The following is a 14,797-nucleotide window of genomic DNA, read 5'->3' as shown; positions in this document are numbered from 1 at the left end:
CCGATGCGTGATACCGACCTCCTGATCGTCGGCCGGCATGGCCCGGGCGGGATCGGGCAGTACATCAGCGAACAGCGCCGCCACCTCGCGGGGAAGCTGCGCGTCGGAGCCCACAAGATCGGCGCGTTCTCGACGGAGGGTGTGGTCGCGTTCGTCCACTCGGTACTCGTCATTTGCTGGAACGCCCTCACGTACACCGTTCGATCGCCGCCCGACATCGTCCACGTCCATTCATCACACCGGTTTTCGTTCTATCGAGCAGGCTACTACGTACTGTTCAGCAAGTACGTCTGGGATCGGCCCGTGGTACTCCACATCCACGGCTCGTCGTTCGACGTGTTCGTTTCGACCGACTCCGCGCTCGTCCGGTGGTATCAGTCGCTGGTGTTCGACGCCGCCGACGAGATCGTGGTGCTTTCGCAGTACTGGAAGGACACCCTCGGCGAGCACACCGACCGCGAGAAGCTCACCGTGATCCCGAACGCGGTCGACGCGGGCGATTACACCCCGGCGTTCGACGGGGACGTTCCCCACGTGGTGGCGGTCTCGAATCAGATCCCGCGGAAGGGCGTCGTCGAACTCGCGACTGCGATCGAGGCGCTCGCCGACAGGGGACTCGACTTTCGAGTGACGATCGCCGGCAAGGGGCCGCTCTCGAACCACGCCGAAGAGCTCGCGGCGACCTACGACAACGTCGAGTATCTCGGCTACGTCTCGGAAGAGGACAAACAGCGACTCCTCGGATCGGGTTCGATCTTCGTCCTGCCGGCCTACGCCGAGGGGCTCCCCATCGCGATGCTCGAAGCGATGGCCGCGGGCAACGCCATCGTGTCGACCACTGTCGGCGCGATCCCGGAGGTCATCAACGAAGACAACGGCCTCCTGGTCGCGCCCCGCGACGCCGACGAGCTCACGGACGCGCTCGCCGAACTCATCGCCGATCCCGAGCGGGTGGCCGCGATGGGCGAGGCGAACCGCGAGGCCGCGCTGGAGCGGTTCGCGTGGTCGACCATCGCCGAGGAGCTACTGGCGACCTACGAGGGTCACCTCGATGTCGCGGAACGGCCCCATCCGTAGAACGACCCGCGCTCTTCCACACTATCGCGACGGCGTTCGAAACCCACACCACCACAAGAGCGAAGCCGACCCGCCGACACGGGTGAGCATGGTCAGCCCACCAGTCCAAGCAACGTGCGGACCAGCACGACCAGTGCAGGGGAGCGACTGACGCCGATGCACGTCTGTCTCCTGTTCGACGGCCGGTTTTCGACGGACGAACGGGCGCGGAGCCACGCCGTTGCGCTCCACGAGGCAGGCCACACGATCACCGTCGTCTGCCGCGGCGCGTCCCACGACCGCGACCGCGAGACGATCGATGGGATCGACGTGCGTCGACTCCCCGACGAGACGCTGTACGCCGGATTGAAGGGGAAACTCGACGGCGTGCGGTACGCCCTCCAGATGGTCAATCCCGCGTGGCTGCGCGCAGTCGAAGAGATCGCCGACGAGCGGGCGATCGACGCCTGTGGGGTAACCGATCTCCGGCTCGTGAAGACCGGGTTGCGAGTCGGTGACGCCCACGACGTGCCGGTGATCGCCGATCTTCCCGGGAACACGCCGGCGCTCGAACGCCGACGCAATCGGACCGAGGGCTGGCTCGATCGGTTTCGAAACCCGCGAGCACTCGCCCGCCGGCTGTTTCACTCGCCGTGGCGGCAGGGGCGACTCGAAACTGGGCCGCTCGACGGCGTCGATCGGCTCGTGACGACCTGCGAGGAGGCGCGCGCACGCTACGTTCGCGCGGTGGGGGTCGATCCCGAGCGGGTGTCGGTCGTCCACGACACCACCTCGGCGTTGGACACCTTCGAAACCAGTGGCCACGTCGACCGCGGGCTCGGCTTCGATCCCGAGGCCGCGTTCGTCGTCACCGCGTTCGCGAACGGGCCGTTCGACACCGATCTCGAACGAGTCGTCACGGCGGCCGCGCGGGCGGCAGACGAGGTCGCGAACCTTCAGTTGGTACTCGTCGGCGATCTCGATCGAGAAACCACGGACGCTCTCGAAACTCAGGCCCGACGGGAACTCGCGGGTGGCCGGGTCACGTTCCGGACCGAAATCGATCCGGACCGATTACCGACGTACGTCGTCGCGAGCGACGTCTGTGTGTTCCCCACCCACCCATCGCCAGTCGCCGAGACGGCGATCCCGCCGACGCTGTTCCGGGCGCTGGCGACGGGCGTGCCGGTCGTGACGACCGATGTCGGACCCGCGTCGCGGATCGTCGGCGAGGCGGACGCCGGCCGGGTGATTCCCACCAACGATCGGGAATCGCTGACTGCGGCGCTCGTCGCGCTTGCCGATCCCGAAACAGCCGCCGAGCACGGCGCGAACGGCCGACGAGCGGTCGAGAGCCGATACGACGCTGAGCGGGACGCCTCGCGTCTCGCATCGATCTACGAGTCGCTCTCTTGGACCGTAATCGACGAGGAGGGCAGCGACGCCGAAACCGTCAGCGATCGCAGAACGGCCCGGACAGGAGGTTCGACAGCGCCATGATGTACGACCCGATCTCGTAGGACCCTTTGTACATCTGGTCGTCGACGTCGAGCCGGTCGTCGACGGTGAGAAAGCGCATCGGGACGCCGATTCCGGAGCACCCGACGAGATCTCCACGCGAGCTCTCGCCGTAGATCCACGACATCGCGCGCCGAACCGCGCGGTCGTAGTCGCGCTCGCCGCCCGCGCGGTAGTACTGGGCGACCGCGTTGACGAAGAACGTCTGGTGACACTCGTAGAGGAAATCCCAGTGGGGCGGCCGGAAGCCGAGTCGTTTGGTCGTTCCGCGTCGGAGCCGTCGGGGTAGCGAGACGTCTTGCCAGATGAACGCGCCATCGTCGCGCATTCGTTCGTCGATCGTGTAGTCGAGCACGCGCTCGACGCCGTCGAGATAGCCCGTCTGGCCCGTGACCTCAACGGCACGCGCGAACCCCCAGCAGGCGTACATCTGGTTCTGGTGGCGGCGAGTGGTGTGGTTGTCGAACGCGAACAGGCCCTCGGGAGTGAGACGATCGTTCATCGTCCAGAGGGCCTCGGAAAGCGCGTCGCGGATTTCGGGATCGCGGTTGCGTTCGTAGAGATACGACCAACCGTACGCCAGCAGGCTGTCCTCAGCGTGCGTGAAATCGAACCGGGCGCGTGCGTGTTCGAACAGCTGGCGGGCGATCCGCTCGTGATCGTCGTCGAAGACCTCGGCGGCGAGTGCGAACGCACACGTCAGTGGGCCGATCCCATAGCTGGGCATCTCATGAAGGGTATCACCCTCGATTTTGCGGGTGAAGTACGAAAGTGCGCGCTCGATCTTTACATCGTATACCTCAGTAGCGAGGGGCGACGTCCGCCACTGCATCGTCCCCATCAGCCCGAAGGGGGCATACCGCCACAGTTCGCGGTCGTCCGGCGTCCACGAAAATGAGGGATCTCCTCCCTCCTCGTCGACGATCTCGTAGTCGTGTGCACGAAGGATTTTGCCGTCTTCGTCGTCCCAGAACCCAATTTCGTCGACCGGCCGGAACAGACAGTCGAGCGCGTCGTCGAGATGTGATCGATACTGATGGGGCTCGGCCGCGAGCACGAGGTACGACGCGTCGTTCCACCGATCGCGTGCAGTGAGTTCGTCGCTCGCGCGTTCGGCGAAATCGACGAAGGAGTCTTGATATCGATCCGGAAGCGCGCTCACCGCCATGTGGGCATAGTAGGGATACTGGAAGACGAGATCGTAATCGGCGAGCCGCCAGTCGGGCGAGATCACCGACAGCGCTTCCGCGGGTGTGTAGTACCGATTGGTGTTCCAGTCGGCGACGGCGTACGGCGAGCGCGGCGTCGGTACCGAGAAGACGAACCGGCCGTCCGGCGCGAGCGTCCGGTGAACCTCGTCAGTGAGATCGTCGACTGCGAGAAACTTCCAGTCGTACGGCCCGATCGACACCGCGGCGTCGAACCGCCCGGAATCGAACGGGAGTGTGGGCGCTTCGGGGTCGACAGTTCGAAAGTCCGCGGCGTCTATGACCTGACGGGCGTACTCGCTCGCATTGGGCGAGAAATCGACCCGCGTCACCGCCGCGTCGATTTCCCTCGTGACGCCGGCTTCGGAGGCGAGATCGAGGACGCGATCGGTCGTGCCGAGCTGATCGAGCGCACGCCGGCGTTCGGCCGTTCGAAGGGCCTCGACGAGCGGGCTAGCCGGTGGCTGGTTCACCCAGCGTTTCAAATGTGCGTCGCGGGTCACTGCCGGCGAGTTCCCTTCCGGTGTACATTTAGCTGTTCCTTCGTTCGTCCCGTTGTGTGCCCGCCATCGCCCGACGGTTCGTCCGCGGCGTCCACCCTGGACGGCCCGCTCGTTTCGGTCGTGATCCCGACGTACTACCGCAATGACCGACTCGGCGGCGCGATCGAGAGCGTCATCGATCAGGACCATCCGACAGAGACCATCGTGGTCGACGACTCCGGCGAGGGTCACGCCGAACCGGTCGTCGACGAGTTCGACGTCACGTCTCTCGAACTCGATCGGAATCGGGGCTCGAACCCTGCACGGACGATGGGCGCGGAGCGCGCTACCGGGAAGTACGTCCAGTTCCTCGACGACGACGATCGACTCTTGCCCGGCAAGTTCGCCCGCCAAGTCGACCTGCTCGAACGGACGGACGCGGGCGTGGCATACTGCGGAATGACTTACGAGGACGGACGTACCGTGCTGCCGGACTCGACTGTGCGGGGTGACGTGCTCGAATCCGCGCTCGCGTTCGCGATGTCGCCCTGCGTGACCTCGACGATGCTCACCGATCGTGAGGTGCTCGATCACGTATTACCGCTCCCGGATCGACCCGGCGGCGACGATCTCGGACTGATGATCGATCTCGCGCGCCGAACGAGCTTCGAGTTCGTCGACGACTCGTTGGTCCGTCGAGGCCTGATCGACGATTCTCGCGGAAAGTCGCCGGGACTGATCCGTGGACGGTTGGAGATCGTCCGGGAGTACGACGACCTGTACCGAGAAGCGTCGCCCGGAGTACGTGCGGACGCGCTCGCCAACACCTACCGGCTGGAGGGACGAATGGCCCTCCGCGATCGTCGCTGGTCGGGTGCCGCCGTCCGATCGTTCGCGCGCGCGTGCTATCACGCGCCGTCGATCCGCACGGCGGTTCCGCTGGGGGCGTCGCTGTTCGGACAACCCGGAATGAACGCGATGCAGCGCGTCTACCAGTTGGTGCGGTAGTCCAGTTGGCGAACGACTCATTTCGATTTATTCGTCCAGCGACGCACGCCAGTTCATTGCGGCGTCGCGGGCGGTACGTGCCCCCGCGAGTGCCCGCCGACCGAGCACGGAAAAGGCCATGATGAACACGCTCTCGGCAGAGGGTTCGTACCCCATCGCGCGGCGCGCGTAGCCGAACGCCCGTCGGCGCTGGCCGCGTTCGAGCGCGACTCGCGCCCGGGCACGAGACTGCTTCTCACGGAGCCGACGCTCGATTGCGGGATACCGTTCGATCTCGTCGCGGTACTTCTGCCAGATCAGCTGGTTGACCTCGATACCGTGGGTCAGCTGCTGTGAGATGTTGTCGGTGTGGAAGATGCGCTCGACGAGACGTTCGTCGACGGCTGCGAACTTGTACTCCTTCGCGAGCCGGATACAGTGATCCCAGTCGACGCCGCGGGGGAAGTCGGGATCGAACCCACCGAGGTCGAAACACTCCGCACGGAGCATGTGACTCGAATGTGGGTGGAGACCGAAGCGAGCGATCACGTCGGGATAGATGTCGCCCTCCCGGTCCGGCCGATAGACCCGGACGACCTTCTCGTCCTGGCGGACGACCCCACCGGTGTAGACCACGCCGTACTCCTCGCCGAGCTCTGCGAAGGCGTCGAGCTGTTTTTCGACTTTCTCCTCGTGCCAGCGGTCGTCGTCGTTGAGCACGCAGATGAACTCGCCGTCCGCCACCGTGGCCGCGCGATTCATGCTGACCGAGATGCCGCGGTTCTCGTCGTTGTGGCGGACGCGCACCCGATCGTCGTCGGCGTACGTCGCCAGTTTCGCCGCCGTATCGTCCGTCGAACCGTCGTTTACCACGACGACCTCGATCTCGTCGTGGGTCTGCTCCAGCACTGTGTCGACGGCTCCGGAGACGTACTCCGCGCGGTTGTACGTCGGCAGAACGGCGCTGACGAGCGTCATTGTCCCTTCCCAGTCCGTCGCCCGGCATAAGCGGCTTCGTTGCGGCGTGGAGAAGGACTGGTTGGCGAGAGTCGGGATGCCCTCACAGCGAGAATCACAGCCGACCACAAGAGCGAAAGCCGAGCGTCGAAAACCCCACTCGTGACGAGTCATCGACCACACACTCCGCCGTCTTCCATCTGACCATGCACATCTGTATGCTCCTTCCGGAGCGGTTCCCGCCGGACGTCCGGGTCGAAAAGGAGGCCGCCACGCTCCGTGCGGCCGGCCACGAGATCACGCTGGTCTGTCGCGGCGGGTCAGCCGAACCCACCTTCGAGCGGATCGACGGGATCGACGTCCAGCGACTGCCCGTCGACGAACTGTTCGCCGGTCCCCGTGGGCTCGTCGACGGCGCACGCTACATTGCGACCAACGTCCATCCCGTTTGGCGGCGGACGATCGAGGAACTCGCCGACGAGGACCTCCCCGGCGGGTCGATCGACGCGATCCACGTCCACGACCTCCCGCTGGTGAAGACCGCGCTCGCGGTGGGTGACGACCACGACATGCCGGTGGTCGCCGACCTCCACGAGAACTATCCCGAAGCTGTTCGCCAGATCCACCGGATGCGTGGCTGGCGCGAGATCGCGCGCGATCCCGAGGACCTCGTGCAACGGGTGTTCCTCTCGCCGACCCGACTCAAGTTCCTCGAACGCCACGCCGTCCGGAACGCCGATCGCACGATCACGGTCTGTGAGGAGGCGCGCGCACACTACCTCCGGGACTGCGGTGCGGACCCCGAACGGGTAAAGATCGTCTCAAACACGGTCGATCTCGACGCGTTCGATCGCGACACGGCCGAAACCCCGACCGGCCTCGGGTTCGATCGCGACGAATCGTTCGTGGTTTCGTACGTCGGCAACTTCACCGAACACCGCGGGCTCGACACCCTGATCGAGGGGGTCGCCCATCTCGCCGAAACCCGCTCGGACGTGCAGTTGGTGCTCGTCGGGAAGGGCAACGACAACTACGTCGCTGGCCTCGAACGGCTCGCACGTTCGCTCGGCATCGGAGATCGGCTGACGCTCACGGGCTGGGTCGATTTCGAGGACGTGCCCGACTACATCGCCGCGAGCGACGTCTGTGCTGTTCCCCACGCCACGACGCCGCACACCGAGACCACCGTCCCGCACAAGCTCTTCCAGTACATGGCGATGGGAGTACCGGTAGTGACGAGCGACGTCGCGCCGCTCGCTCGGATCGTCACGCGGACCGAGGGTGGCCGTGTCGCACTCGCTGGCGACGGCGCAGCGATGGGTGCGGCATTGAACGATCTCACCGATCCCGAGATCGCACAGGAGTGCGGAGAGAGCGGCCGACGGGCGGTCGAGCGTCGGTACAACTGGGCGCACGATGGCGCGCGCCTCCAGGCGATCTACGACGAACTGTGAGTGCGGCGTCGTTTGAGCGATCGATCGAAGAGTGCTTTCGGATAGCGTTCAGCCGTCGGGGTCGCCGTCAGCGACCTCGCGCGTGAGCGTGAAGACACTGTTTCCGGCCCCGTCGGCGACTTCCATCCGGACCTCGTAAACACTACCACTGCCTCCCTCCACCCCAAACGTTTCGCTGCCGACGGTGCTCGCTCCACCCGCATCGAACCGACGGCTGGCGACTGTACGAGCCTCACCGTCGGGATCGGCGACGATCGTCACCTCGATGTCCACGAGATCGTCGTTGGGGTCGGTGACGTTCCACGCGACATCGAAGCTGGCGTTCCCGTCGGCCGAGCGATCGGTGACGGTGAACTCCTCGATCACCGGCGATCCGTCGCTCGGGGTGGTAGTCGCGTTCTCGCTGGTAGTCGTGTTCTCGTCGGCCTGTGCCACTGTTTGTGTCGTCGTTGCCGACGCTGTGGTCGCATCTCTAGTCGTTGTCGTCGCCGACGAGGCCGCTGTCGGTGACTGACCGGACGTCATTGTCGCGGTCGTTGCAGCGCTCGGTTGATCATCGCCGGCCGTTCCAACGGTCGTGTCGGCCGAACCGCTCGATTCGCCGGTGATCGTCGCGTTCGTCACGTTCCCCGACTCCGAGGGCGAGTCGGCCCCGAAGAGATTCGTTGCTACCCCGGTCACGAGCGGCTGAACGACGACGACAGCGAGGACGATAATGGCGAGCGAGAGCAGCAGTACGGCGGCGATCCGTCGTGTGTCCAGCTCCTCGTCGCTGCCCACTCCATCGCTACTGCTGAGCCCGTCGCTACTGCTCAGCCCACTGTCGCTGTCGGCGGCCCCATCGTTCCCGAAGACGAAGTCACCATGATCGCGCTCGCTGCTGTCGTCGCCATCGGACATCGTGTTGTGACTATCCCTTCAGTCGTACCGGGTATTGATCCTGTTCATCTCCGACTCGATCGTTTCGTCGGTGGCTCCGCCGCGGAAACGCTACGGGTACGACCGTTGGAGGACGATCTCGCCGCTCGCGTTCCTGACGGTCATGGTGTCCGCACCGTTCTCCCAGACCTCGTTCGCCTGTCCCCAGTAGCGTTCGGTGTCGGTGTCGGTGCCACTGCCGGTGTACAGCGTGATCTCTTCGCCCGGGGCGAGTGTCGTGCCATCCGAGAAGGTGTACGTCGTTCCGGAAGAGTCCGTCACCGTCCAACCCGAGAGATCAAGCGAGGCGTCGCCGGTGTTCCCGTAGGTCACGAACTCGTCGGTCAGGTTCACAGCGTCGTTGCCGCCCGCGTCGGCCTGAAGCGCGGTGATCGAGAGCTTGCCGCTACCGTCCGTTTCGCCGTCGTCCGCTCCGCCGTCACCACCTCCACTATCATCGTCGGTGTTGCCACCGTCCGCACCGGCAACGAACTGTTTGGCGATCGGGAGCACCTGCTCCATCGAGCGCGCCTCGTTGAACGCGTCGGGCGATGGCCGCTGGAGGTGGAGTAACTGGAAGTACGTCTGGTGTTCGGCCTCCACCGAGTGAATGCTGAGGGCAGCCTCCAGCACCTCTTCGCTGTCGATCAACGGTGCCGCGCCCGCATAGGCGGAGACGCCGACGGCTTCGAGTCGGTCGGCGATCGCCACGAACTCCGCGATCGAATCGTACGAAAACTCGTAGGCGGCAGGTTCGACCGGCGTCCCACCGAGGTCGGTGATCGTTTGGCTGAGTGCCTCGACGTGGGCCTCCTCGTGATCCCGAACGTCCTGGATCTGCTGATACGTCGAGTATCTGAGGGTGGGTCGTGCGAAGTACTTCGCCACCGCCGAACGCTCGACCTCGCTTTCGGAATATTCGGCGAGGAAGTCGTTGTAGTACGCCGCTTCGAGGTGCTCCAGCGCCAGCGCGTAGTTCAATACCTCCACGTCGCTCGGCGACGAATCAGTTTCACCATCGTCGGTGGCCGCTGCCACGCCGCTGGTGGCCGAGAGTGCAAGCGCTCCGGCACCCGCGAGCGCCGCATCGCTCATGAACCCCCGCCGTGAGCGTTCGCCGTCGGTTCGTGCCGATGGATCGGTCATGTGAACGACTTCGACTGCAGTATCCAAAAACCTATGCCAAAATCTCTTCCAAAACGGCTTCCGCTCGACTGACGACAGTGTGCGACTGCTGGCGTTGGCTCCGATCGGTACTCTCGAACGGTGTCTCCACCAGTGAAGATTTATGTGCAAGTGTCCGATTGCGTAGCTATGAGCGATACAGACACGCCCTCCGAGGTGGCTGTCGCATCGGATGGGATCACTGTCCGGAAAGCCACGGCGACCGACGAGTTTCCCGTCCCGGCAGTCACGTTCGATTTCGTCTCCGAACGCGATGACGCGGCGGTGGTCAGGCTGGTGGATGCGGCCCCCGACGACGTCGCGCTCGACGACATCGGATTCAATCCGGACTACGGCGGAGATCACTGGTCGATCGAGGACGGGTATGCCGTGTTCGAGCGACGACTCGCCCCCGGTGAGGAGTACCAAACGGTCTACGGCGTCCGCAACGCCGACCTCGACCCCGACCAGTTCGTGATCGATCCGGTGCTCGACGTCACGAGTGTCGGCACTCCCGACGCTGACGACGACACCGAACCGTCCGAGAAAGCAGAGACAGTGACGACGACCGGAGCAAACAGCGTCGGTGCGGCGCTCGCAGCGGAGCTCCGCAACGACGACCTCTCGGCGGCGGATCGCAAGCTCCTCGCCGAGGAGTTCGGCCGACAGGACAGCGAAGCGGTCCGTCTCTCACATCTCCAGTCGCGGATCAGCGACATCGAGGCCTACAGCGACGCGCTCGAAGCGTTCATCGACGATCACGGGACGGGCCACGAGGCGATCGAGGATCTCTCCGACCGGCTCGACACGATCGAATCCGAGATCGACGACCTCGCCGACCGTACCGACGAAAACACGACGGAGATCGAAACGGTCGCCGAGCGCACGGAGGCAAACGCGACGGAGATCGAGAGTGTTGCCGACCGCACTGACGAGAACGCGAGCGATATCGACGACACCGACGAACGGCTGGACGAAACGGCGACCGAGATCGACGACCTCGCCGCCCGCACCGACGAGAACGCCAGCGACATCGATGCGCTCGACAAGGGGGTCGCCGACGTTCAGGCCGAAATCGAGGAGACCCAGGCGTGGATCGACGATCTCCGCGAGGACGTCGAAGAGATCGACGCGTGGCGCGGCCGGATTTCGAACGTTTTCGGCGAAGGGTCTATGACCGAAGAAGAGTCGAGCGACTGAGCCGGCCGCAACGGGCCGGGAGTCGGACCACATCTCATCGAGGAAAACGTGAGGTATCGCCGTCGTTGTGCGCTCGTTCTTTAAGTAATTCTGGCGACAAGGTATAGATACGAGCGGCGTGCTGCCCTGAGTTCTTTTCGTGGCAGTCGTTCGTGCTGCGGCAGTACCGATCAGGCGAGCCGGTAGTCGTTGACGCGCCGGACTGCGACACGGTACGCGATCGGCACCGCAACCGCGACGCACCCGAGGACGATCCAGCTTCCCGTCATCAGCGTGTCGACGCCCATGGTCAGTCCGAAGGGGAGCCACGCAGACAGCACGACCGCGCTCAATTCGCGAACCGAATCGTCGACCACGACGGCCCCCGCAACCACCGCAAGGGTGAGCGCCTGGGAGAACACGCCGTAGGCGACCTTGCTGGGTGGGACCGCCCGTCGCGCACCGGCGAAGTCGACCGCCGCAAACCGCGGAAACACCGCGCCGATACCCGCCGCGAGAACTGCTGCGGCGACGATGGCGACCACGCTGGCGACCGCGAGCACCGCGAGCGCCGTCCCCGACTCGCCAGCGAGAACGCCGACGCCGACCGCGAGTCCGGCGATCACCAGCGTGATCGGGAGCACGGCAACGACGTGGCCGTGGACGACCGAACGGCCACCGGCCGGGGCGCTCAACAGCGTTGGCAGCGTCGCACCCTGATTGCCCAGCGGGTTCAGCGGGACGGCAGCGCCGGCGGCCCACGCGCCGTACCAGACGACAGCCCACGGCGCGTACCACGGAAGCGTGCCGGTCGCCAGCAGCGACTCGCCGAGGGGGATCGCGGCCACAAGCGGAAACGCGACGAAGACCAACTGGAGCGGCGATCGGTACGCACGAACGAGCGTCGTGCTGGCGATACTGAGCGCCGCCGGTCGCTGACAGACGGGGCGGAGCAATCGATCGATGCGGTGATCGGGAGCGACGGCAGCGTCGTCCGCGTCGTCCTCGGTCGGCCGTGCGCGATCGGCGGACCACGCGTAGCGCGCAGCGACGACGGTTGAGCGCGTGCCGGCGACGACGGCGACGCCCGCGACGCCGAGCGCGCCGATGGCACCCACGCCGGACGCACCCACACCAACGGTCGTCGACAGCGCGAGGTCGCCGAGCCACGCGAGCGGTGGGGCTTGCAGCACGGGTGTGATCCACTCGATGACGGTCGTGAACTCGCCGGAGATCATCACGATCATGTACCCAACACCGATCCCGACACCGAGCACCGGTTTGAGCCGAAAGAGCCGTTCAGACCGATGAATAACGCCCTTCGTTGCCAGCCCGATCGGGTAGCCGATCGCGGTCGCGGTCAGGGTGACGACGACGGTGGCGGCGAGTCCACCGACGAGCGGGAGCGGCGTCCCGACACCGACAGCCAGACCGAGCGTGGTCGCGAGCGGGAGAACGAACACGAGCACCGCAAACTTGGCGGCCGCAGCGAGGAGCTTCCCGACGACGACATCGGCCGCCGGTCTGATTGTGAGGTAGTGACCGTCGTTGGCGAGGTCGCCGTTCGATCCGAGGGCGTCGACGGCGAGAGTGGCGGTCAGAAACAGCCAGAGAACGCTCCACGCGATCCCGACTGCCGCTAGCGATAGCGGTGGCGACTCACCGGTGGCGAGGGCCGTCCCGATACTGCGGCTGACGTCGAACGCCACCCAGCTCCCGAACAGGAGACCGAGTGCCGACACCGCCATGTACAACAGCCAGAAGTCCTGGCCCCGGAGCCAGCGGTACCCACGACGAAGCTCGATCCGGGCGAGTTCGACGCCAGCGGTCAGGGTCGAGAGACCGTCAGCGCGCCGATCGCTGGTGATGGCCGGCGGTTCGGCGGTGCCCGCCTCCACATCCTGGCGGCACTCACACGCTGGCGACGTCTCCTCAGTCATCCGTCGTTCCGGTCGCGGTGGCTCTCTGGTCTGTACCGTCGGGGTCCGCACCGTCCGCAGCAGTGATGTCGAGGAACGCGGCTTCGAGGTCCGACACTGCTCCCTTCTGTGCCTGCGCTTTCAGCTCGTCGGGCGGCCCCTCGGCGACGAGCCGGCCGTCGTCGATCACGCCGACCGTATCGGCGAGTTCGTCGACCACCGACAGGACGTGCGTCGAGAGGAACACCGTCATCTCCCGGGTGACGAGGTCGGCGATCGTCTCTCGAACCGTTCTCGCGGCCCGCGGATCGAGCCCCGAAGTGGGTTCATCGAGCAACACGACCGCCGGGTCGTGGAGCAGCGTGGCGATGATGCCGACCTTCTTCGTCATCCCCGTCGAGTAACCCTCGATCCGCCGGTCTGCGTCCGTGAGCAGATCGAACCGCTCCAGCAACGCCTCGATCCGGTCGTCGGCCCGCTGGTCGGGAATGCCGTGAAGTCTGGCGACGTGTCGGAGCTGCTCCCATCCCGTGAGTTCGTCGAACACGGGTGGCTCCGCAGGGAGATAGCCGATCCGTTCGGTGAGCGCTGATCGATCGGTGATCGGAACACCAGCGACCGTGGCCGTCCCGGCGGTCGGCTCGGTGAGGGTCGTCAGCAGTCGCATCGTGGTGGTCTTGCCCGCGCCGTTCGGCCCCAGAAAGCCGTAGACGGTTCCCGAAGCAATCGACAGCGACAGGTCTTCGACTGCGGGGTCGTCGCCGTATCGCTTCGTGAGTCCCTCGGCGACGATGGCGGGATCGGTCATCGCCCCCTCCGTTCGAGACGGACCGCGAGCACGAGCAGGACGTACATGACCGCGATCGTGATCGGGAGCAGCGCGAGCGCCCGATAGAACGATCCGAACGGCAGCACCGCGGCGATTTCGTTGGCGAGCACGACGGTGAGCACCCCCACGAACAGCGCGCTCCAACTGGAGACACCCTCCACCAGCGCGTCGAGACGGGTGTCGATCGGATTCGTTCGCGCTCCCTCGGCGGTACACTCGGCCGTCATGATCGGTGTGGGCGTCGGCGGCAGTCGTCTTCCCATGTCGCGTCGGAGTGAGTTTGTCGTGGCATGGCTCTGTGTCAAATGGACTTTCCGTAAAGCGTGCTTTACAGTAAAGCGTCTTTTACACACCCACTTGAATCTGTCGCCGATGGACAACCACAGCCGAGAGAACACGATGACGGTCCAAGCTACTGCTTGTCGCCGTCAAGTTCGGGATCGAAGAGGTCCTCGATCCGGCAGTCGAAGTGTCGGGCGAGTTCGAACGCCAGCTCGATCGAGGGGTCGTAGCGCTCGCGCTCGATAGCGTTGATCGTCTGTCGGCTGACGCCGACTGCCGCCGCGAGATCGGCTTGACTCAAACTCTCACCCTCACGCCACCGGCGGATCTCGTTTTTCATGGTCGGTATCGTACCCAAAGATAGGCGATCCCGAACACACCGAACAGGACTGCGTAGCCGAACAACGCCCCTTCGAGCGCCGACGGGATCGTGTAGTAGCCCGTCTCTTCGAGCACCAACAGCGCCGGCCAGCCGGCGATCCCCGCGACGGCGATCACGTTGAGCGTGATGTGACTCGCCCGCCGTTCGAGCGCCGCGTCACGCTCGTCGAACAGCGACACGGCGGTTCCACGCCAAATGCCGAGAAGCACAAGAAATCCGAGCCAGTACAGTCCGACGCCGACGAGCGGATAGCCGGCGTTGGCCGCGGCGACGAACCCCAGCGTCCCACCGATCGCACAGCCGACGCTCAGACGGCGATAACGACGCCGTTTCGAGAGCCGATCCCGGCCGGACGAGTCCGATCGTGACATGATCGATACTACAAGGGAGAACCTTGTTGTAAAAGAAGCTTTACACAGACGATCAATCCGGCAGCAGGACGGATGTGGATTGGTTGACTGT

At 65.2% G+C, this 14,797-nt stretch carries 14 protein-coding genes; 5 read left to right on the top strand and 9 right to left on the bottom strand.

The annotated features are described in order from the left end of the window. Positions 1-3: 3 nt before the first annotated feature. Both C449_RS06760 and C449_RS06755 read left to right on the top strand, forming a co-directional pair. A complete protein-coding gene (locus tag C449_RS06760) occupies positions 4-1,077 on the top strand; it encodes a glycosyltransferase family 4 protein (protein WP_006077234.1) in 1,074 nt (357 codons plus the stop codon). 156 nt (positions 1,078-1,233) lie between these two features. Next, positions 1,234-2,556 (top strand): glycosyltransferase family 4 protein, encoded by a 1,323-nt coding sequence (locus C449_RS06755; RefSeq protein WP_006077233.1) that lies wholly within the window; start codon positions 1,234-1,236, stop codon positions 2,554-2,556. Here C449_RS06755 and C449_RS06750 read toward each other — a convergent pair. After that, a complete protein-coding gene (locus C449_RS06750) occupies positions 2,510-4,285 on the bottom strand; it encodes a class I SAM-dependent methyltransferase (RefSeq protein ID WP_006077232.1) in 1,776 nt (591 codons plus the stop codon). The two genes, C449_RS06755 and C449_RS06750, sit on opposite strands and share 47 nt — an antisense overlap. Positions 4,286-4,339: 54 nt before the next feature. On the opposite strand from C449_RS06750, the gene C449_RS06745 reads away from it, so the two are divergent. Continuing rightward, complete coding sequence (locus tag C449_RS06745; RefSeq protein ID WP_006077231.1) at positions 4,340-5,272, top strand: glycosyltransferase family 2 protein; 933 nt, start codon at positions 4,340-4,342, stop codon at positions 5,270-5,272. Positions 5,273-5,299: 27 nt separating this feature from the next. On the opposite strand, the gene C449_RS06740 is transcribed toward C449_RS06745, so the two are convergent. Beyond that, on the bottom strand, positions 5,300-6,229 hold the full coding sequence (locus tag C449_RS06740) for a glycosyltransferase family 2 protein (RefSeq protein ID WP_006077230.1): 930 nt from the start codon (positions 6,227-6,229) through the stop codon (positions 5,300-5,302). Positions 6,230-6,414: 185 nt separating this feature from the next. Here C449_RS06740 and C449_RS06735 point away from each other — a divergent pair, with 185 nt between their 5' ends. Beyond that, positions 6,415-7,662, top strand: coding sequence for a glycosyltransferase family 4 protein (locus C449_RS06735; protein WP_006077229.1), 1,248 nt, complete (start codon positions 6,415-6,417; stop codon positions 7,660-7,662). Positions 7,663-7,710: 48 nt separating this feature from the next. On the opposite strand, the gene C449_RS06730 is transcribed toward C449_RS06735, so the two are convergent. Both C449_RS06730 and C449_RS06725 read right to left on the bottom strand, forming a co-directional pair. Beyond that, a complete protein-coding gene (locus C449_RS06730) occupies positions 7,711-8,562 on the bottom strand; it encodes a hypothetical protein (RefSeq protein WP_006077228.1) in 852 nt (283 codons plus the stop codon). 90 nt (positions 8,563-8,652) lie between these two features. After that, on the bottom strand, positions 8,653-9,726 hold the full coding sequence (locus tag C449_RS06725; RefSeq protein ID WP_006077227.1) for a ferritin-like domain-containing protein: 1,074 nt from the start codon (positions 9,724-9,726) through the stop codon (positions 8,653-8,655). Between the two features lie 168 nt (positions 9,727-9,894). Between C449_RS06725 and C449_RS06720 the strand changes: the two genes are divergently transcribed. Next, positions 9,895-10,944 carry a hypothetical protein gene (locus C449_RS06720; protein ID WP_006077226.1) on the top strand — a complete coding sequence of 350 codons (1,050 nt, stop codon included), beginning with the start codon at positions 9,895-9,897 and terminating at the stop codon, positions 10,942-10,944. 170 nt (positions 10,945-11,114) lie between these two features. On the opposite strand, the gene C449_RS06715 is transcribed toward C449_RS06720, so the two are convergent. The 5 genes from C449_RS06715 to C449_RS06695 form a co-directional block, all read right to left on the bottom strand. Continuing rightward, positions 11,115-12,863, bottom strand: coding sequence for a hypothetical protein (locus C449_RS06715; protein ID WP_006077225.1), 1,749 nt, complete (start codon positions 12,861-12,863; stop codon positions 11,115-11,117). Beyond that, positions 12,856-13,650, bottom strand: coding sequence for an ABC transporter ATP-binding protein (locus C449_RS06710; RefSeq protein WP_006077224.1), 795 nt, complete (start codon positions 13,648-13,650; stop codon positions 12,856-12,858). The genes C449_RS06715 and C449_RS06710 overlap by 8 nt, the downstream gene beginning before the upstream one ends. Beyond that, on the bottom strand, positions 13,647-13,934 hold the full coding sequence (locus C449_RS06705) for a hypothetical protein (protein ID WP_006077223.1): 288 nt from the start codon (positions 13,932-13,934) through the stop codon (positions 13,647-13,649). Before C449_RS06705 ends, C449_RS06710 begins: the two co-directional genes overlap by 4 nt. A gap of 149 nt (positions 13,935-14,083) precedes the next feature. After that, positions 14,084-14,293, bottom strand: coding sequence for a helix-turn-helix transcriptional regulator (locus C449_RS06700; RefSeq protein WP_006077222.1), 210 nt, complete (start codon positions 14,291-14,293; stop codon positions 14,084-14,086). Beyond that, the gene (locus tag C449_RS06695; RefSeq protein WP_006077221.1) at positions 14,290-14,706 is read right to left on the bottom strand and encodes a hypothetical protein; all 417 of its coding nucleotides are present in this window, start codon (positions 14,704-14,706) and stop codon (positions 14,290-14,292) included. Before C449_RS06695 ends, C449_RS06700 begins: the two co-directional genes overlap by 4 nt. Positions 14,707-14,797: the final 91 nt, after the last annotated feature.

This window comes from Halococcus saccharolyticus DSM 5350 (assembly GCF_000336915.1).
Taxonomy (GTDB): domain Archaea; phylum Halobacteriota; class Halobacteria; order Halobacteriales; family Halococcaceae; genus Halococcus; species Halococcus saccharolyticus.
This window is presented reverse-complemented; position numbering and strand designations above follow the sequence as displayed.